Genomic DNA, 18,478 nt, shown 5'->3' on the forward strand with positions numbered 1-18,478 from the left:
CGGTGGCTCAGGTTAAGCGTATCCGTCGTAACGTCAGCGGCATCATCCTCCTGGACAAGCCGCTGGGCTTCACCTCCAACGCGGCGCTGCAGAAAGTCCGCTGGTTGCTCAATGCCGAGAAGGCCGGTCACACCGGCAGCCTCGATCCCCTAGCCACCGGTGTGCTGCCGCTGTGCTTCGGTGAGGCCACCAAGTTCTCGCAATACCTGCTCGATTCCGACAAGGGTTACGAAACCCTGGCGCAGTTGGGCAAGACCACCACCACCGCGGATGCTGAAGGCGAAGTTTTGCAGACCCGCGAAGTGACCGTTGGTCGTGCCGATATCGAAGCGGTATTGCCGGAATTTCGCGGCGAAATCAAACAGATACCGCCGATGTACTCCGCCCTCAAGCGTGATGGCCAGCCACTCTACAAACTGGCTCGTGCAGGGGAAGTGGTGGAGCGCGAACCGCGTTCTGTTACTATTGCGCGCTTGGAATTACTCGCCTTTGAAGGCGACACTGCGCGCCTGGCGGTGGACTGCAGCAAAGGCACCTATATCCGCACCCTGGTGGAAGATATTGGTGAAAAGCTCGGCTGCGGTGCTTACGTTGCAGAACTGCGACGGACCCAGGCCGGACCTTTCAGCTTGGCCCAGACGGTCACCCTGGAAGAGCTTGAAGCCGTGCACGCCGAAGGCGGCAATGAAGCGGTAGATCGCTTCCTGATGCCATCGGACAGCGGCCTGCTGGATTGGCCACTGCTGCAGTTCTCGGAGCACAGCGCGTTCTACTGGCTCAATGGCCAGCCGGTACGTGCCCCGGATGCACCGAAGTTCGGCATGGTGCGGGTACAGGATCACAACGGTCGCTTCATCGGTATCGGTGAAGTGAGCGAAGACGGGCGCATCGCGCCGCGTCGACTGATTCGGTCAGAATGACCGGACGAGGGTGGCTGTTAACAGGCACGGTCACTACTCATTTATAGATACAGGGATTTGTCCCTGGCCTGTTGAAACTGTTCTTGAACAGTTTCCTGATATAAGGATTGCCCACATGGCACTCAGCGTTGAAGAAAAAGCTCAGATCGTAACCGACTACCAGCAAGCTGTTGGTGACACTGGTTCGCCAGAAGTGCAAGTTGCACTGCTGACCGCCAACATCAACAAACTGCAAGGTCACTTCAAAGCCAACGGTAAAGACCACCACTCCCGTCGTGGCCTGATCCGCATGGTAAACCAGCGTCGTAAGCTGCTGGACTACCTGAAAGGCAAAGACCTGAGCCGTTACAGCACCCTGATCGGTCGTCTGGGTCTGCGTCGCTAATCAGCGATTGCGCTATGAGGTTGGTTGTTTGCCATGCGTCAGCGGTTTTTCCGCCGGCGTATGGCAGGCTCCCAGCCTCAAGTTTTATCTGCTGCACCGTTTTACCTGGACAATAAAGGCTGGGCCGATTCCCCGCATTGCCCAAGAATTTCGCAAGAATCAAGTTTCCCCAAGAGCCACAAAGAAGGTAGGACACCGTGAACCCGGTAATCAAAAAATTCCAGTTCGGTCAGTCGACCGTAACCCTCGAGACTGGCCGTATCGCCCGTCAAGCCTCCGGCGCAGTATTGGTCACCGTTGACGACGACGTCAGCGTATTGGTGACCGTGGTGGGCGCCAAGCAAGCGGATCCAGGCAAGGGCTTCTTCCCTCTGTCCGTGCACTACCAGGAAAAGACTTACGCTGCCGGTAAGATCCCTGGCGGTTTCTTCAAGCGTGAAGGCCGTCCTTCCGAGAAAGAAACCCTGACCTCGCGTCTGATCGACCGTCCGATCCGCCCTCTGTTCCCAGAAGGCTTCATGAACGAAGTGCAGGTCGTCTGCACCGTCGTTTCCACCAGCAAGAAGACCGATCCGGACATCGCTGCGATGATCGGTACCTCGGCTGCCCTGGCGATCTCCGGCATTCCTTTCGACGGCCCGATCGGCGCCGCTCGCGTGGCTTTCCACGAAAGCACCGGCTACCTGCTGAACCCAACCTACGAACAACTGGCTGCTTCGAGCCTGGACATGGTTGTGGCCGGTACCGAAGAAGCCGTGCTGATGGTTGAGTCGGAAGCCAAAGAGCTGACCGAAGACCAGATGCTGGGCGCTGTACTGTTCGCCCACGACGAATTCCAGTCGGTGATCAAGGCTGTCAAAGAGCTGGCCGCCGAAGCTGCCAAGCCTACCTGGGACTGGGCTGCTGCCCCAGAAGCCACCGAACTGCTGGGCGCTATCCGTGCCGAGTTCGGCGAAGCCATCTCCCAGGCTTACACCATCACCGTCAAGGCCGATCGTTACGCTCGCCTGGGCGAGCTGAAAGACCAGGTGGTCGCCAAGCTCTCCGGTGAAGAAGGCCAGCCTTCGGCTGCCGACGTCAAAGCCGCTTTCGGCGAGATCGAATACCGCACCGTTCGCGAAAACATCGTTAACGGCAAGCCACGTATCGACGGCCGCGACACTCGCACTGTACGTCCGCTGAACATCGAAGTCGGCGTCCTGCCGAAGACTCACGGTTCGGCCCTGTTCACCCGTGGCGAAACCCAGGCCCTGGTGGTTGCGACCCTGGGTACTGCCCGTGACGCACAGCTGCTGGACACCCTGGAAGGCGAGAAGAAAGACCCCTTCATGCTGCACTACAACTTCCCTCCGTTCTCGGTGGGCGAGTGTGGTCGCATGGGCGGCGCTGGTCGTCGTGAAATCGGTCACGGCCGTCTGGCCCGTCGTTCGGTCCAGGCCATGCTGCCAGCCGCTGACGTGTTCCCTTACACCATCCGCGTAGTATCGGAAATCACCGAATCCAACGGTTCCAGCTCCATGGCTTCCGTGTGCGGTGCTTCCCTGGCGCTGATGGACGCTGGTGTACCAATGAAGGCGCCGGTTGCCGGTATCGCCATGGGCCTGGTTAAAGAAGGCGAGAAGTTCGCCGTCCTGACCGACATCCTGGGTGACGAAGACCACCTGGGCGACATGGACTTCAAGGTAGCCGGTACCGCCAAAGGCGTCACCGCGCTGCAGATGGACATCAAGATCAAGGGCATCACCGAAGAAATCATGGAGATCGCCCTGGGCCAGGCCCTGGAAGCTCGCCTGAACATCCTCGGCCAGATGAACCAGATCATCGGTCAGTCCCGTAGCGAACTGTCGGCCAACGCACCGACCATGATCGCGATGAAGATCGACACCGACAAGATCCGTGACGTCATCGGTAAAGGCGGCGCCACCATTCGTGCGATCTGCGAAGAAACCAAGGCGTCGATCGATATCGAAGACGACGGTTCGATCAAGATCTTCGGCGAAACCAAGGAAGCTGCAGAGGCCGCGCGTCAGCGCGTTCTGGGCATCACCGCGGAAGCCGAGATCGGCAAGATCTACGTCGGCAAGGTTGAGCGCATCGTCGACTTCGGCGCTTTCGTCAACATCCTGCCGGGCAAGGATGGTCTGGTGCACATCTCCATGCTGAGCGACGCTCGCGTTGAGAAAGTCACCGACATCCTGAAAGAAGGCCAGGAAGTGGAAGTGCTGGTACTGGACGTGGACAACCGCGGCCGTATCAAGCTGTCCATCAAAGACGTGGCAGCAGCCAAAGCTTCGGGCGTTTAATCGCCTTTTAGCCTTACGCTGAACAAGCAAACGCCCCGACTGGTTCGGGGCGTTTTGCTATGTGCGGCAAGGCTTCTTGGTTGCTGGTCCAGGATGCGGGTGCTAGGTTTTAGTCCACGCCGGTGTAGCTCAGTCGGTAGAGCAGCGCACTCGTAACGCGAAGGTCGCAGGTTCGATTCCTGTCACCGGCACCAGATATCGAGTTTGGAGCGGTTTGCAAGTGTATGGCCCCTCCAGCAAAGTCCATCTTGTGCTGAATGAGCGCCCTCGAAAGATACGTTTTTAAGAGTGCCGTCGGGTAGGTTTAATCTATGTTGAGTTCACGGGTAGTATCCATAACTCATTATTGATAGTCGTCATGGCTTATTCTGCGGGTTACTGGATGTGCTTTTCTATTTAATTGGCTACCTCCTGTAGTTGATTGTTGAATGGCGCTTTTTAAAGACTGCTTACAGCAGGTAGGTAGTAAGCCGAACCGAAACTTCGTTTCTTTGTATTCGCTAGTGCCTATCGTGCCTCTGGCAGTTTTGCCGTTGGCATCTGAGGTCAATGCTTTCGTGGTGGGATGGAAGTCGTACTTAGTTGCTTATGCGGCTACTTGATGCCGCTCATGAATCAGGTGGTGCCAGCGAACGGCATTGCCCATAATGGCGCCCCGGAATCATGGAGTGTTCAGCGTGAAGAAGTGGAAGTTGGCGTTGATCGGCGCAGTGTCGCTGGCCCTTGCAGCCTGCGAAAAGGCGCCTACGTATGAGTTTGAGGGGCAGTATTTTGCAATGGAGGGTGAAGAGTGCACCACTCCGGCGAATGTGAAAGATACTGAACAATATTATCTGGAAATAACCAAAGAGGTACGAGGCACAAATGTGTTGTTCTCGGCTAATTTTCCAACTGCTTCGAAGGCTGGACTGCCTGTTGTCAGTGCGCAAAGCGTCTCACCCGATGGCGATAACCAGCTGACTTTCAATTTTTATGAACCTAAGTCAGGCGGGACCCCTCCTGAGGCTACAAAGTTCAATATCGTGCTCTCCGTTATTCCTAATCAAAGCAAGGAAGGGCACTTGTGGGTGACCAAGGCTGAAATGAATGTTGCCCGCGATGGGACAGTTCAGCAGTACGACATCCTGGAAAATCTCAGAAGATTTTTCGAACTAGGCAAGGCAGGCGTTTGCTTGAGAAAAGGAACAGCGACCGGCTGATCAACCTGGTTTCCTGAGGTTTCTGGCGAGTCTGTGTCTGGTGACGGCCCGGAAATCCGCCGATTTCTCGCTCATCGGTGCATCAGGTCATATAAATCGTCGCCCAAAGGTCCTATATTCGGTTGCTGTCTGAGTACCAGCATGCTGTTTTCAGATGATCCCGAATGGTTCTGAAGGCCAGATAAATCGACGGTTGTAACGGTTTTTTGCGGCAGAGAGATCCCAACGATCCAGATCCATCTTCCATTCCCATGATCAGAGAGAACGAGATGATTCCTAAAGAGGCAAGAATCGACGTAGCGCTTGAACGGTACCTGGCTGCCACGCCTTCCTTGCAAGAGGAAATCAGCGCCCTGAGCCCCGAAGAACAGAAGCAGCAAGCGCAATGGGCGTTTGAGGACGAGGCAGAGTCTCGCGGCATCGAGCCGTGGGAACTGGTGCTCGATCTGGTGGCCGAGACACCGGAGGAACTGAAGGCTATGCGCCTGGAGGTGCATCAGGAGGTTGCTGAAGCGCTGGGCATGGACCTTGAGGATTATCTGCAGCTCAACGAGATCGACAGTTGAGCCCGACGCCAGCCTTAATCAGGCTGGCGTTTTTCATGGATCAGATGCTCAGCCGCATGGACAGGTCCAGGGCTTTCACATCCTTGGTCATGGCACCGATGGAAATGTAGTCCACCCCGGTTTCGGCAATCGGGCGCAAGGTGCTTTCGTTGATTCCCCCGCTGGCTTCCAGCTTGGCCTTGCCGGCATTCAGGCGCACGGCTTCGCGCATGTCGTCCAGGCTCAGTTCATCGAGCATGATGATGTCGGCTCCGGCTGCCAGGGCCTCCTTCAACTCCCCAAGACTTTCCACTTCCACTTCCACCGGCTTGCCCGGGGCGATCTTGTGGGCGGCGCTGATGGCCTGGGCGATGCCGCCACAGGCGGCGATGTGGTTCTCCTTGATCAGGAAGGCGTCATACAGACCGATACGGTGGTTGTGGCAGCCGCCGCAGGTAACCGCGTATTTCTGTGCCAGGCGCAGGCCGGGAAGGGTCTTGCGGGTATCCAGCAGCTTGACCTGGGTATCGGTGACAAAGTCGGCCAGATAACGGGCGCGGGTGGCCACGCCGGACAGCAGTTGCAGGAAGTTCAGAGCGCTGCGTTCGCCGGTGAGCAGTGAGCGGGCCGGGCCTTCCAGGTGGAACAGCGCCTGGTTGGGTACCACCCGCTCGCCGTCAGCCACTTGCCAGTGCACGGCAACCCGCGGGTCCAGTTGGCGGAACACCGCATCCACCCAGGCTGTACCAGCGACGACCGCCGCTTCGCGAGTGATGATGGTGGCTTTGGCCAGGCGTTCGGCCGGGATCAGTTGCGCGGTGATGTCGCCGCTGCCGATGTCCTCCAGCAACGCGCGGCGCACGTTGGCTTCGATTTCGGCGGTCAGGTCGGCGAGGCGTAGATTCGGCATAACGGGCTCCACAAACTAAGTGCGCCGATTATAGGGGCATGGGATCGGCGAACCCAAGGTGGCAAATCTCGGCGAGTCTTTGACGAACCTGTCTTTCGTCGATTTGTCTGATGAGCTGGAGTGATTTTTCTTGTTTGCCTGAGGGTTATTTCCGGATGGGCGGCAGAGTCTGCTGGCGCAAGAGGGGGCTTTTACAAGATAATATGACTTGTAATTGACGTCATAGCTTTGACGTGTCTTTGGCTCCCCCTTAAATAAAGTGCAGTGGAATGCATTTGCCTCCGCTGAGAGCCGACTGTGAGCGCCGTCGGCTTGACTGAACCTTGATTTCGAACCGAAGAAACACCTTTCCAGGAGGCTTGGATGCACAACGACGGGAATGTAGTGCCTTTGCACAAGGCGGCTACAGATCAGGCGACCGCTTCGCCGCTTGCCCGCCTGCCGGTGATCCTGCTTCAGGTTCGAGACAAGGCCGCCCAGCAGCTGCGTCATGGTTTACAGGAACTGTTCGATAACGCCGACGACACGCTGTTCGAAATGGCCGATCGGGCGCAGAACAATGTCGAGCAGAACACTCTGTTTGAGGCCATGCGCGATCTGCGCTTGAAGCGCAAAAGCATCGAACGCGGTTTTCTGGAAAAGTTTTTCGAAGCCTTCGCCGGCCTGGTGCAGTACGACCCGGCTCTGGTCATTCCCCATACGGTGGCTTACGACCCTTCTCTTGACCCTTCCCGGGATGATCTGGAAAAGACCGTGGCCGTGGATGCCATGGTGGCCAAGGTTCTCAACCGGGACGGCTTCGCCCTCGGGCAACTGACAGCGCGCCTGGGCGTACTGCTGGGCCGGCGCTTGGCGGATGCGGAAAACCCTCTGGCTCCGGCGCTGCTCTGTGAGTACTTCCTCCAGTCCGGACGCAGCCTGGGGGTGGAGATCAAGGTCAAGTTGATCATCCTCAAGCTGTTCGAGCGGTACGTGCTCAGCGATGCCGAACTGCTCTATGGCGAAGCCAACCAACTGTTGATCGCCACTGGAATCCTGCCGGAGCTGATGCCGGCCCCGGCGCGCCGGGCCTCGGATCGAGCCCAGGCTGAAGCCCAGACCGCCATTGCCGATGGCGGTGCGCACAAACCGGGTCAGAGCCCGCTCGACGAGAGCGTGCAGGAAGTCTTCGCGGCCTTGCAGACACTGCTTTTGCATGTGCGCGGCAGCGTTGCCCCGACCCTTGAGCCCAGCGCTGAAACCCAACCGATTTCGACCCGTGATCTCATGCGTCTGCTGTCCCATCTGCAGCAATACGTGCCGGCCCCCAGTGCCCAGGAAGATTTCGACCTGCGCAATCAGCTGGAACAACTGCTCACCCGGGTCAGCGTCAAGAGCGGCAAGTCCCGGGTCGTGGATGTTGCCGACGAAGATGTGATCAACCTGATCGCCATGCTCTTCGAGTGCATCCTTGACGACCGTAACCTGCCGGAGTCCCTCAAGGCGCTGATCGGCCGCCTGCAGATTCCCATGCTCAAGGTGGCGGTGCTGGACAAGAGCTTCTTCAGTCGCGGCAACCACCCGGCGCGGCGCCTGCTCAATGAAATCGCTGCCGCAGCGATGGGCTGGGGCGGCTGCGATGACCATCAGCGCGACAGCCTGTATCTGCGAATCGAACAAGTGGTGCAACGCCTGCTGAGCGAATTCACCGACGACCCGGCGATCTTTTCCGAGCTGCTGGCCGATTTTCTCGCCTTTACCGCCGACGAACGACGTCGTGCCGAATTGCTGGAGCAGCGCACCCGAGACGCGGAGGAGGGGCGGGCCAAGGCAGAGCTGGCGAGACGGCGGGTGGAACAGGCGCTCAATGAAGCGCTGCTGGGCAAGGTGCTGCCGCACACAGTGGTGGATTTTGTTCGCGATGCCTGGAGCCAGGTGCTGTTGCTCAGTTGCCTGAAGCACGGTGATGACTCTGCCGAATGGCGCACTGCTGAGGGCGTCATGCGCGAGCTGATCTGGAGTGTGCAACGCCACGAGCAGCCGGACACTGCAATGCGCCTGCTGGCCGTGGTGCCGGGACTGCTCAAGGGCCTGCGAGACGGTTTGAGCAGCGCAGCTTTCGATCCTTTTGCCACTAGCGAATTCTTCAGTCAGCTGGAGCTTCTGCACCTGCAGGCATTCGAGCGTGAAGCCCAGGCACCGCAACAGCGAGTGGTGTCCCTGGGGGCCGAGCGTAGCGATCTGATCGTGGTGGCCCAGGAGATCGTTCTGCCCAGCGCCGAAGAAGGCCCCCTGGAGGCCGCTCCGCTGGCTCTGCCGGCCAATGACCCCGGTGTGTTGCAAGTGGAGCAACTGCGCTTGGGGGCCTGGGTCGAGTTTCAGGAGGACGAGGACAATACCTTGCGCTGCAAACTGGCGGCGATTGTTCCCCATCCCGTGGCCAAGTACGTATTCGTCAACCGCACCGGACTGAAAGTCCTGGAGCGCACGCGCATGGGCCTGGCCCTGGAGTTTCATCGCGGCGCGGTGCGGGCGCTGGACGATACCTTGCTGTTCGATCGGGCCCTGGAATCGGTGATCGGTAATCTGCAGCGACTCAATCACGGCAAGTGATCGCAACCCGAGGGGGTAACGCGGCATACTGGGCCACTCAAGGCTTTAGTTGAAGGAATCGGTATGCGGCTGGACCCTGCCACGGGTTGGTGTCACGGCGTACGGCACTGCCCGTCAGTCAATTTCAATGAACGCCCGGCAGGCGAGATCTCCCTGTTGGTGATTCATAACATCAGTCTGCCGCCGGGGCAGTTCGGCACCGGCAAGGTGCAGGAATTCTTCCAGAATCGCCTTGATGTCACAGAGCATCCCTATTTTGCCGGGATCGCCGACTTGCGCGTGTCTGCGCATTTTCTGATCGAACGTGACGGCGCGGTCACTCAGTTTGTCTCTTGTCTGGATCGGGCCTGGCATGCCGGAGTGTCGAGCTTTGAGGGGCGGGACACCTGCAACGATTTTTCCCTGGGCATCGAACTGGAGGGCACTGACGAATTGCCCTTCACCGACGCCCAGTACCGTTCCCTGAGTGCCCTGACCAAACAATTACAGGCGGCTTTCTGCGCCATCACGCCACAACGGATTTGTGGTCATAGCGACATCGCTCCCGGGCGCAAGACCGACCCGGGCCAGGCTTTTGACTGGGCACGTTATCGTGCCGCCTTGGAGAAGGGAGAAGGACAATGAGTTTTCTGGTGTTGCTGCTGGCGGTGTGGATCGAGAAATTCTCGGCCTTGCGCCAGCGGGTGCAGCGCGACGGTTGGTGGCTCAAGGAGTTGGCGCGGCTGGAGGCCAGCCCGCGTCTGGCGGGGCATCCATGGTGCCTGTTGCTGGTGCTGGTATTGCTGCCGGTGGCCGTGCTCGGTCTCTTGCTGCTGGTGCTGGAGCCGGTCACCTATGGACTGTTGGCCCTGCCGGTGCATCTGCTGGTGGTGATCTATGCTCTGGGCCGGGGCGATCTGCTCGGTGGCCTCGGGCCGTTTCGCGATGCCTGGCGCCGTGAAGACTTGCAAGCAGCAGTGCATGTGGCCAAGCGTGACCTGAACATTGACGCCGACAATGGCGAGCAACTGCTCGAACGGGTCCAGGGCTATCTGCTGTGGCAGGCCTTCCAGAGCTTCTTCGTGGTGATCTTCTGGTACTTCCTGCTGGGCCCGGTGGCGGCTTTGAGCTATCGCCTGCTGGCGCTGGCTGCCGAGCACGGCAAGAATCCCGCTCTGGTGGAGCGTGCGGCGCAGTTGCGCCATGCCTTCGACTGGTTGCCGGTGCGCCTGCTGGCGGCAAGCTTCGCCCTGGTGGGCAACTTCGTGGCCGTGAGCCGGGTGATGCTCCACGAGTTGCTCAACTGGCACATCAGCGCCGCGCAACTGGTAGAGAAGGTCGGCCTGGTGGCCGCCGAGATTCCTCCGCCTTTGGCCGGGCCCGAAGGCATCAATAGCCTGGACCGCATCTGGGAGCTGCAGCTGCGGGCGGCCGTGCTCTGGTACGCCGGTTTTGCCCTGTGGACCGTTCTCGCCTGAATCTGTGCCCCTGGCGCAGCGAGCCAGTCTGGCTCGCTGCGCCAGCCGGGGCCACGGGCTCGATCCACCGCCCCGATCCACCGCCCATGCGCGGTTAACTTTAAGTTACAAAACCTCCCCCCAAATTGAGCTATACAGACGGAGCGCCGAATAGTGGCTTTCTGCTGCCTTCGCCTGCCGGCCCATAACAATAAAAGAAAAGGGAGACTTCCTTGTGAAGAGCTTGCTCTATCCCGCTGTCGCGCTGATGAACCGCCTGAGCTTCGGCATGAAGTTCAGCCTGATCAGCGTGCTGTTCTTTGTGCCCATGCTGGTGACCAACTTCTATCTGGTACGCGACTCCTACCGGGAGTTCCAGGGCACCCGGGTCGAACTGCAAAGTCTCGACCTGTTGGGCAGCAGCCTGGCTCTGCGCCGGGACCTGGAGACCCTCAACAACCTGGTGCAGATCAACGCCAGCCTTGGTCAGTCCGGCAAGGCGGGGGATCTGGAGGGCAAGATAGTCGCCCTGGAAAAGTCCGTGCTCGAGCGCATGCAGGCTCTTGAGGCCGTCACCGTCGATCCCCAGCAGGTCGAGGTGTTCAACGCCAAGCGCGACGAGCTGGTGGCGGCCTTCAAGGCCCAGCAGGTGGAAAGCTCGCTGCTGAACAAAAGCGGGCTGATCGGCAAGCTGCTGGGCAGCGCGCAACTGTTCAGCCAGATCATCGCCAGCCAGTCGGGCCTGAGCCGCGATGCTCAGAGCGATATCCGCCAGCTCAGCGAGCTGATCACCAGCGTCACCCCGCAAGTCACCCAGACCCTGGGAGAAGGTCGGGCCATGGGCGCCTATTCCCTGGGCCAGGGTTTTCTCAACTCTTCATCCAGCACCCGCTTCGACGAGCTGCTGGTGCAGATCGAAAAGCTTCAGGCCGAGTACGGACTCAAGCTGCAGGATGCCCTGGGCTCCAGCCGCGCCGCCCACGACGCCCTGGACAGCCTGGCCAGTGCCAGCAAAGGCAGCCTCAAGCAGGCCAGCGAACTGTTCGAAGAGCAGGTGGTGATGGCCGATACCCTGGACGCGCCCTGGCAGGGGTTCTACGACCAGATCAGCAGCCTGATGGCGCAGACCTATCAACTCAACGAAGGCACCTTGAAGTTCCTTGATGTCGAGCTGCAAAAACGCCTGCAGCAGAACCGCAGCCACATGGTGCTGCTGGTAGCGGCCCTGGCCCTGGTGTTTCTCTCCATCGTTTATCTGTACGGCGGCTTCTATGCCTCCACCCGCACCACCCTGCGCCAACTGGGGGCGATGATGGACAAGGTGGCGGCGGGGGACATGACCGTCACCTTCACCGCCCACAGCCGTGATGAGCTGGGCGAACTGGGCAGTGTGTTCAACGGCACGGTGCGCAAGATCCACGACCTGATCGAACGGGTCGGCCATACCGTCAGCGAAGTGGAGCGCCAGGCTGGGCAGGTGGAAAGCGTCTCGGCTCAGAGCAATCAGGCCGTGGCTGGCCAGCGCAGCCAGATCGAACAAGTGGCCACGGCCATGAACCAGATGTCCGCCACCTCCCAGGAAGTGGCCCGCAGCGCGGCAGCGGCGGTCAGCAGTGCCCACAGCGTCAACGACGAAACCATCAGCGGCCGTGGGCTGGTGGAGTCCCAGCAAGACAGCATTGCTCGCCTGGCCAGCGAGATCGATCAGTCAGTGCGGGTGATCAACCAGTTGGCCAGCGACAGCCAGTCCATCAGTCGGGTGCTGGAAGTGATCAAGAGCATTGCCGAACAGACCAACTTGCTGGCCCTGAATGCCGCCATCGAGGCCGCCCGCGCCGGCGAGCAAGGCAGGGGTTTTGCCGTGGTGGCCGATGAAGTGCGGACCCTGGCCAAGCGCACTCAACAATCCACCGAAGAAATCGAGGAAATGATCGGCAAGCTCCACGGCGGCGTCGGCGCGGCGGTCAAGGCCATGGGCAGCAGTCACGCCATGGCCAATGGCACGGTCGACCAGTCGGAAAAGGTTCAGCAGGCCTTGGAAAACATCCTGGGTGCGGTAGGCATGATCGTCGACCAGAACCAGCAGATCGCCGCCGCCGTAGAGCAGCAGACGGCAGTGGCCCACGACATTGACCAGAACATTGTCGAGATCAATCGCGCCGGTGAACGCACTGCCGAAGGCGCGCACCAGACCGAGGATGCCAGCCGCCAGCTGTCGGCCCAGGTGGTGCAGTTGAAACAGCTGATTGGGGCTTTCCGCGTCTGACCTGGGAGGAGGCGATCGTTACGGCGTGCCTGAGGGCCAGCCGAACAGCTCGCAGGCATTACCGGTGCTGGCCCTGGCCAGTTGCTCGGGAGCGATACCGATGATGTCTGCCAGGGCGCTGCAGATCGCCGGTAAATGCTGCGGACTGTTGCGCTGCCCGGGAAACATGGCGGGCGCCATGTCCGGCGAGTCGGTCTCCAGCACCACAGAGTCCAGGGGCAGGTCGGCAAGGACCTTGCGCAGGCGCAATGCCTGAGGCCAGGTAGCGGCGCCGCCCAGGCCCAGCTTGAACCCCAGCTTGATGTATTCCCGGGCTTCCTCGCGGCTGCCGGCAAAGGCGTGGATGATGCCGCCGCGCTTGAGCTTGAAGCGCTTCAAGGTGGCGATCACCGCGGCGTGACTGCGCCGCACGTGCAGCAGGGCGGGCAAGTGAAAGTCCGCCGCCAGCTGCAACTGGGCCTCGAACAGCGATTGCTGGCGCTCGCGGTCCAATTGCGCAAGAAAGTAATCCAGGCCGATCTCGCCCACCGCGCACAGCTGGGGATGCCCTGCCAATCGCGTCAGCCAGTCCTCCAGTTGCTGGAGGTCGGCGGGTTGATGAGCGTCCAGATAGACCGGGTGCAGGCCAAAGGCCGCGTACAACCTGGCATCGCTCTGCACCAGGTCCCAGACCCGCTGCCAATTGGCCTGATAGACCCCCAGCACCACCATTCGCGAGACGCCCCGGGCGCGGCTGTCTGCCAGCAGCGCCTCACGGTCATCGTCGAAATCCGGAAAATCCAGATGGGTGTGGGTGTCGATCAGTTCCACGGATCAGGCCTGCCGGATGCGCTGTTTGAAGGTCCGGGCGATGGCCTGGACGCCGGGCTGGTATTGCCCTTCTTCGATGGCGGCCAGGGCCAGTTGCAGGGCTTTTTCGGCGATCAGTTGATGCTGCTGGGCCATGGCGTTGACCGGCAGCGGCAAGAAGTCCAGCAACTGGGTATCACCGAAGGTGCCCAGGCGCAGCGGCCGGGATTTGAGCGGGAAGTCGTGCAAAGCGTCGAACACCCCCTGCAGCAGCACATAGGAGGTGGTCACCAGGGCATCTGGCAGGTGCCCCAGGCGCTGTAGCAACTCTTCCATCAACTGCCGGCCGCAATCACGACTGAAGGCTTCGCCGTGCTCGATCAGCACCTCACCGCCGAAGCCTTGCAGGGCCTGGCGGAAACCGGCGGCGCGTTCCTGGCTGATGCTCAGTTCCGGGCGCTGCGCCGATCAGCACGATCTGCTTGGGCTCGGGCTCAAGCAGGCTCTGGGTCAGCTGCAGGCTGGCGTGCAGGTCGTCGCTGATCACCGAGCAGAACAGCTCGGACGGCATCACCCGGTCGATGGCGATGATCGGCAGGCCCTGGGCCTGCAATTGCTCATAGCTGTCGTCTTCCGGCGGCAGGCAGCTGGCGACGAACAGCGCATCGCAACGCCGCGCGCGAAACAGCTGGAGCAATTGCCGCTCGCTGTCCGGTGCGTCGTCGGAGCTGGCGATCAGCAATTGATAGCCCCGGGCCCGGGCGCCTTGCTCCAGCAGCTTGGCGATGCGCGCGTAGCTGGGGTTTTCCAGGTCCGGAAGAATGAACCCCAGGGTCCGGGTGTGCCGGCTGCGCAAGCCGGCGGCCTGGGGGTTGGGGGTGAAGCCGTGTTCCTCCACCACCGCGCGCACCCGTTCCACGGTGGCGTTGCTGATGCGTTGTTGTTCGGCCTTGCCGTTGATGACGTAACTGGCGGTGGTAACGGACACACCGGCCAGGCGAGCGATATCACTGAGTTTCAACCCGGGATTTCCTTGTTTTTGGTGCTTGCCCCGACATTTTCGCCAATCCTACCTGATCTGGGCAGGCGACCAACGTCGGAACCGGCCATCGAGCGGAAGGACTTCAAGGCGCCGAGATTATCGAGTAACTTAGCAAACTTGCTAGATTAAACGTTTCAGCAGGCGTATTTTCTAGGCTAGATCATAAGCGGAAAAACACCTCTGCCCGGTAACAAGTCCCGTTTGTGGCCATAAACACGCCTACGCTGCTTACTTAAAACAATACCTAGCGCCGCCACCTGCCGCGCTAAATAGGAGAAGCCATGCTCGAGCTCACTGTAGAGCAGATATCCATGGGCCAAACGGCTGTGGATAAGTCCGCGGCGCTGCATTTGCTGGCCGACAAACTGGTGGCTGACGGCCTGGTGGCCGAAGGTTATCTGGCCGGCCTCAAGGCCCGCGAAGCCCAGGGCTCGACCTTTCTCGGCCAAGGCATCGCCATCCCCCACGGCACCCCGGAAACCCGCGATCAGGTGTTTGCCACCGGCGTGCGCCTGCTGCAGTTTCCCGACGGTGTGGACTGGGGCGACGGGCAGATCGTCTACCTGGCCATCGGCATCGCGGCCAAATCCGACGAGCATTTGCGCCTGCTGCAACTGCTGACCCGGGCCCTGGGAGAAACCGATCTGGGCCAGGCCCTGCGTCGTGCCAGTTCCCCGGAGGCCCTGCTCAAGCTGTTGCAGGGCGCGCCCCAGGAGCTGGCGCTGGACGCGCAGATGATCGGCCTCGGGGTGGCGGCGGAAGATTTCGAAGAGCTGGTCTGGCGCGGCGCCCGCCTGCTACGCCAGGCCGAGTGCGTGAGCAACGGCTTTGCCGCGGTGCTGCAACAGGTGGATGCGCTGCCCCTGGGCGACGGCCTGTGGTGGCTGCACAGCGAGCAGACCGTGCTGCGCCCGGGGCTGGCGTTCGTCACCCCGGACAAACCCATCCGCTACCTGGGCCAGCCCCTGAGCGGTCTGTTCTGCCTGGCCAGCCTGGGGGAAGCCCATCAAGCCCTGCTGGAGCGCCTGTGTGCGTTGCTGATCGAAGGCCGGGGCCAGGAGCTGGGCCGCGCCACCAGCCGTCGCGCGGTGCTGGAAGTGCTCGGCGGTGAGTTGCCCGCAGACTGGCCCAGCGCCCGCATTGCCCTGGCCAACGCCCACGGTCTGCATGCGCGCCCGGCCAAGGAGCTGGCGCAGTTGGCGAAGAATTTCGAGGGTGAGATCCGCATCCGTATCGCCGATAGCGCGGCTTCGGCTGTCTCGGTGAAAAGCCTGAGCAAGCTGCTGAGCCTGGGTGCCCGACGCGGCCAGGTGCTGGAGCTGATCGCGGAACCGAGCATTGCCGCCGATGCCTTGCCGGCCCTGCTGGCGGCCATCGAAGCCGGCCTGGGCGAAGCCGTCGAGCCCCTGCCGGCGGCCAGCGCCCCCCGGGAAGAGCCACAGGAAGTCGTGGTCCCGCTCAGCGCCCCGGCTTCCGGCAGCCTGATCCAGGCCATCGCCGCCGCTCCCGGCATCGCCATCGGCCCGGCCCACATCCAGGTCCAGCAAGCCATCGACTACCCGCTGCGGGGCGAGTCCACCGCCATCGAGCGCCAGCGCCTGCAGCAGGCCCTGGCCGACGTGCGCCAGGACATCGACGGGCTGGTCCAGCGCAGCAAGGCCAAGGCCATTCGCGAGATCTTCATCACCCACCAGGAAATGCTCGACGACCCCGAGCTGACCGACGAAGTGGACACCCGCCTCAAGCAGGGTGAAAGCGCGGAAGCGGCGTGGATGACCGTGATCGAAACCGCCGCCAAGCAGCAGGAAGCCCTGCAGGATGCCTTGCTCGCCGAACGCGCCGCCGACCTGCGGGACATCGGCCGCCGGGTGCTGGCGCAACTGTGCGGCATCGAAACCCCGGCCGAACCGGACCAGCCCTACATCCTGGTGATGGACGAAGTCGGTCCCTCGGACGTCGCGCGCCTGGATCCGGCTCGCGTCGCCGGCATTCTCACCGCCCGCGGTGGCGCCACCGCCCACAGCGCCATCGTCGCCCGGGCCCTGGGCATTCCGGCCCTGGTGGGCGCGGGCGCCAGCGTGTTGCTGATCAAGCCCGGCACGCCCCTGCTGCTGGACGGCCAGCGCGGCCGCCTGCATGTCGACGCCGACAGCCACACCCTGCAGCGGGCCGCCGAAGAGCGTGACACCCGCGAGCAACGCCTCAAGGCCGCCGCCGAGCAACGCCATCAACAGGCCCGCACCACGGATGGTCATGCGGTGGAGGTGTTCGCCAACATCGGCGAAAGCGCCGGTGTCGCCGCCGCTGTGGAAAACGGCGCCGAAGGCATCGGCCTGCTGCGCACCGAACTGATCTTCATGGCCCATCCCCAGGCCCCGGACGAAGCCACCCAGGAAGCCGAATACCGCCGTGTGCTCGACGGCCTTGCCGGGCGTCCGCTGGTGGTGCGCACCCTGGACGTGGGCGGCGACAAACCGCTGCCTTACTGGCCGATCGCCAAGGAAGAAAACCCCTTCCTCGGCGTGCGCGGCATCCGCCTGACCCTGCAGCGGCCGCTCATCATGGAAGCGCAATTGCGTGCGCTGCTGCGCTCGGCGGACAACCGCCCGCTGCGGATCATGTTCCCCATGGTCGGCAGCGTCGAAGAATGGCGTCAGGCCCGCGACATGACCGAGCGCCTGCGCCGGGAAATCCCGGTGGCCGACCTGCAACTGGGGATCATGATCGAAGTGCCGTCCGCCGCCCTGCTGGCGCCGGTGCTGGCCAAGGAAGTGGACTTCTTCAGCGTCGGCACCAACGACCTGACCCAATACACCCTGGCCATCGACCGTGGCCACCCGACGCTGTCAGCCCAGGCCGACGGCCTGCACCCGGCGGTGCTGCAACTGATCGACATCACCGTGCGCGCTGCCCATGCCCACGGCAAGTGGGTCGGGGTCTGCGGCGAGCTGGCGGCCGACCCGCTGGCGGTGCCGGTGCTGGTGGGCCTGGGGGTGGATGAACTGAGCGTCTCTGGACGCAGCATCGCCGAGGTCAAGGCGCGGATTCGCGAGCTCAGCCTGACCCAGACGCAAACCCTTGCTCAACAGGCTTTGGCCGTCGGCAGCGCCCATGAGGTGCGTGCCCTAGTGGAGGCCATGTAATGGCAAAGATTCTCACCCTGACCCTCAACCCGGCGCTGGACCTGACGGTGCAGCTGGCCCGCCTGGAGGTCGGGGAAGTCAACCGCAGCAACGCCCTGCACAGCCACGCGGCAGGCAAGGGCCTGAACGTGGCCCAAGTGCTGGCCGACCTCGGCCACCAACTGACCGTCAGCGGCTTTCTCGGGGAAAACAATCCACAGGCGTTTGACGCGTTGTTCGCCCAGCGCGGCTTTGTCGATGCCTTTATCCGCGTGCCTGGCGATACCCGCAGCAACATCAAGCTGGCCGAAGACGACGGGCGCATCACCGATATCAATGGCCTCGGGCCCGAGGTCAGCGAGGCGGCGCAACAGGCCTTGCTGGAGCGCCTGGACCAGATCGCCCCCGGGCATGACGCGGTGGTGGTGGCCGGCAGCCTGCCGCGAGGGATCAGCCCCGAATGGTTCCAGGCGCTGTTGCTGCGCCTGAAAAGCCTGGGCCTGAAGGTCGCCCTCGACACCAGCGGCGCCGCCTTGCGCGCCGGTCTGGCGGCGGGGCCCTGGCTGATCAAGCCCAACACTGAGGAACTGGCGGACGTCCTCGGCAGCCCGGTGCTTGGCGTGGCGGTGCAGGCCGAGGCGGCGCGCCTTCTGCTGGCCCAAGGCGTCGAGCACGTGGTGATCTCCCACGGTGCCGAGGGCGTCAACTGGTTCAGCGCCGCGCCGTCCCTGCAGGCCCTGCCACCCAAGGTCAGCGTGGTCAGCACCGTGGGCGCCGGCGACTCGCTGCTGGCGGGCATGCTCCACGGCCTGCTCGGCGCCCAGCCGTTCGAACAGACCCTGCGCACCGCCACGGCGATTGCCGCCATGGCCGTGACCCAGATCGGTTTCGGCATCAGCGACAGGGCCCAACTGGCCCGGCTGGAGCAGGGGGTGCGCGTGCACCCCCTCCTAGAACAATAAGAGGGTT

The 18,478-nt window shown here is 62.0% G+C and carries 13 protein-coding genes, 1 tRNA gene and 2 pseudogenes; 13 read left to right on the forward strand and 3 right to left on the reverse strand.

What is annotated here, in order from left to right:
- The first annotated feature begins 2 nt into the window (after window positions 1-2).
- The 6 genes from truB (at window position 3) to ACMGF8_RS09250 (ending at window position 5,373) form a co-directional block, all read left to right on the forward strand.
- Complete coding sequence (truB, locus tag ACMGF8_RS09225) at window positions 3-920, forward strand: tRNA pseudouridine(55) synthase TruB (protein ID WP_011059204.1); 918 nt, start codon at window positions 3-5, stop codon at window positions 918-920.
- 115 nt (window positions 921-1,035) lie between these two features.
- Window positions 1,036-1,305, forward strand: coding sequence for a 30S ribosomal protein S15 (gene rpsO, locus ACMGF8_RS09230; protein ID WP_011059205.1), 270 nt, complete (start codon window positions 1,036-1,038; stop codon window positions 1,303-1,305).
- Window positions 1,306-1,502: 197 nt separating this feature from the next.
- On the forward strand, window positions 1,503-3,608 hold the full coding sequence (gene pnp, locus ACMGF8_RS09235; RefSeq protein ID WP_102861088.1) for a polyribonucleotide nucleotidyltransferase: 2,106 nt from the start codon (window positions 1,503-1,505) through the stop codon (window positions 3,606-3,608).
- Window positions 3,609-3,726: 118 nt separating this feature from the next.
- Window positions 3,727-3,802, forward strand: a tRNA-Thr gene (locus ACMGF8_RS09240).
- A 483-nt stretch (window positions 3,803-4,285) separates the two neighbouring features.
- Entirely contained in the window at window positions 4,286-4,807 is a 522-nt protein-coding gene (locus ACMGF8_RS09245; RefSeq protein ID WP_416759368.1) for a hypothetical protein, read from the forward strand.
- Window positions 4,808-5,076: 269 nt separating this feature from the next.
- Window positions 5,077-5,373, forward strand: a complete 297-nt coding sequence (locus ACMGF8_RS09250; protein WP_047283892.1) for a DUF6388 family protein — start codon at window positions 5,077-5,079, stop codon at window positions 5,371-5,373.
- 40 nt (window positions 5,374-5,413) lie between these two features.
- On the opposite strand, the gene nadC is transcribed toward ACMGF8_RS09250, so the two are convergent.
- Window positions 5,414-6,262: a carboxylating nicotinate-nucleotide diphosphorylase gene (nadC, locus tag ACMGF8_RS09255; RefSeq protein WP_102861091.1), complete on the reverse strand. Its 849-nt coding sequence runs from the start codon at window positions 6,260-6,262 to the stop codon at window positions 5,414-5,416.
- A 363-nt stretch (window positions 6,263-6,625) separates the two neighbouring features.
- On the opposite strand from nadC, the gene ACMGF8_RS09260 reads away from it, so the two are divergent.
- The 5 genes and pseudogenes from ACMGF8_RS09260 (at window position 6,626) to ACMGF8_RS09280 (ending at window position 12,556) form a co-directional block, all read left to right on the forward strand.
- Window positions 6,626-8,854, forward strand: a complete 2,229-nt coding sequence (locus tag ACMGF8_RS09260; protein ID WP_305948981.1) for a DUF1631 domain-containing protein — start codon at window positions 6,626-6,628, stop codon at window positions 8,852-8,854.
- Between the two features lie 63 nt (window positions 8,855-8,917).
- Window positions 8,918-9,478: a 1,6-anhydro-N-acetylmuramyl-L-alanine amidase AmpD gene (gene ampD / locus ACMGF8_RS09265; RefSeq protein WP_102861093.1), complete on the forward strand. Its 561-nt coding sequence runs from the start codon at window positions 8,918-8,920 to the stop codon at window positions 9,476-9,478.
- On the forward strand, window positions 9,475-10,311 hold the full coding sequence (ampE, locus tag ACMGF8_RS09270) for a regulatory signaling modulator protein AmpE (protein WP_416759371.1): 837 nt from the start codon (window positions 9,475-9,477) through the stop codon (window positions 10,309-10,311). Before ampD ends, ampE begins: the two co-directional genes overlap by 4 nt.
- Before the next feature lie 1,183 nt (window positions 10,312-11,494).
- A pseudogene (locus ACMGF8_RS09275) lies at window positions 11,495-11,698 on the forward strand (HAMP domain-containing protein); the annotation flags it as partial.
- A gap of 153 nt (window positions 11,699-11,851) precedes the next feature.
- A complete protein-coding gene (locus tag ACMGF8_RS09280) occupies window positions 11,852-12,556 on the forward strand; it encodes a methyl-accepting chemotaxis protein (RefSeq protein ID WP_372342434.1) in 705 nt (234 codons plus the stop codon).
- Window positions 12,557-12,574: 18 nt separating this feature from the next.
- Here the strand turns inward: ACMGF8_RS09280 and ACMGF8_RS09285 are convergent, their stop codons facing one another.
- Together ACMGF8_RS09285 and cra are read right to left on the reverse strand one after the other, a co-directional pair.
- Complete coding sequence (locus tag ACMGF8_RS09285) at window positions 12,575-13,366, reverse strand: TatD family hydrolase (RefSeq protein ID WP_102861096.1); 792 nt, start codon at window positions 13,364-13,366, stop codon at window positions 12,575-12,577.
- A gap of 3 nt (window positions 13,367-13,369) precedes the next feature.
- Window positions 13,370-14,366: pseudogene (gene cra, locus ACMGF8_RS09290) on the reverse strand (catabolite repressor/activator).
- 302 nt (window positions 14,367-14,668) lie between these two features.
- Here cra and ptsP point away from each other — a divergent pair.
- Entirely contained in the window at window positions 14,669-17,530 is a 2,862-nt protein-coding gene (ptsP, locus tag ACMGF8_RS09295; protein WP_305948979.1) for a phosphoenolpyruvate--protein phosphotransferase, read from the forward strand.
- On the forward strand, window positions 17,530-18,471 hold the full coding sequence (pfkB, locus tag ACMGF8_RS09300; protein WP_305948978.1) for a 1-phosphofructokinase: 942 nt from the start codon (window positions 17,530-17,532) through the stop codon (window positions 18,469-18,471). Before ptsP ends, pfkB begins: the two co-directional genes overlap by 1 nt.
- Window positions 18,472-18,478: the final 7 nt, after the last annotated feature.

The organism is Pseudomonas sp. BNK-7 (assembly GCF_048072025.1).
Lineage (GTDB): Bacteria > Pseudomonadota > Gammaproteobacteria > Pseudomonadales > Pseudomonadaceae > Aquipseudomonas > Aquipseudomonas danubii.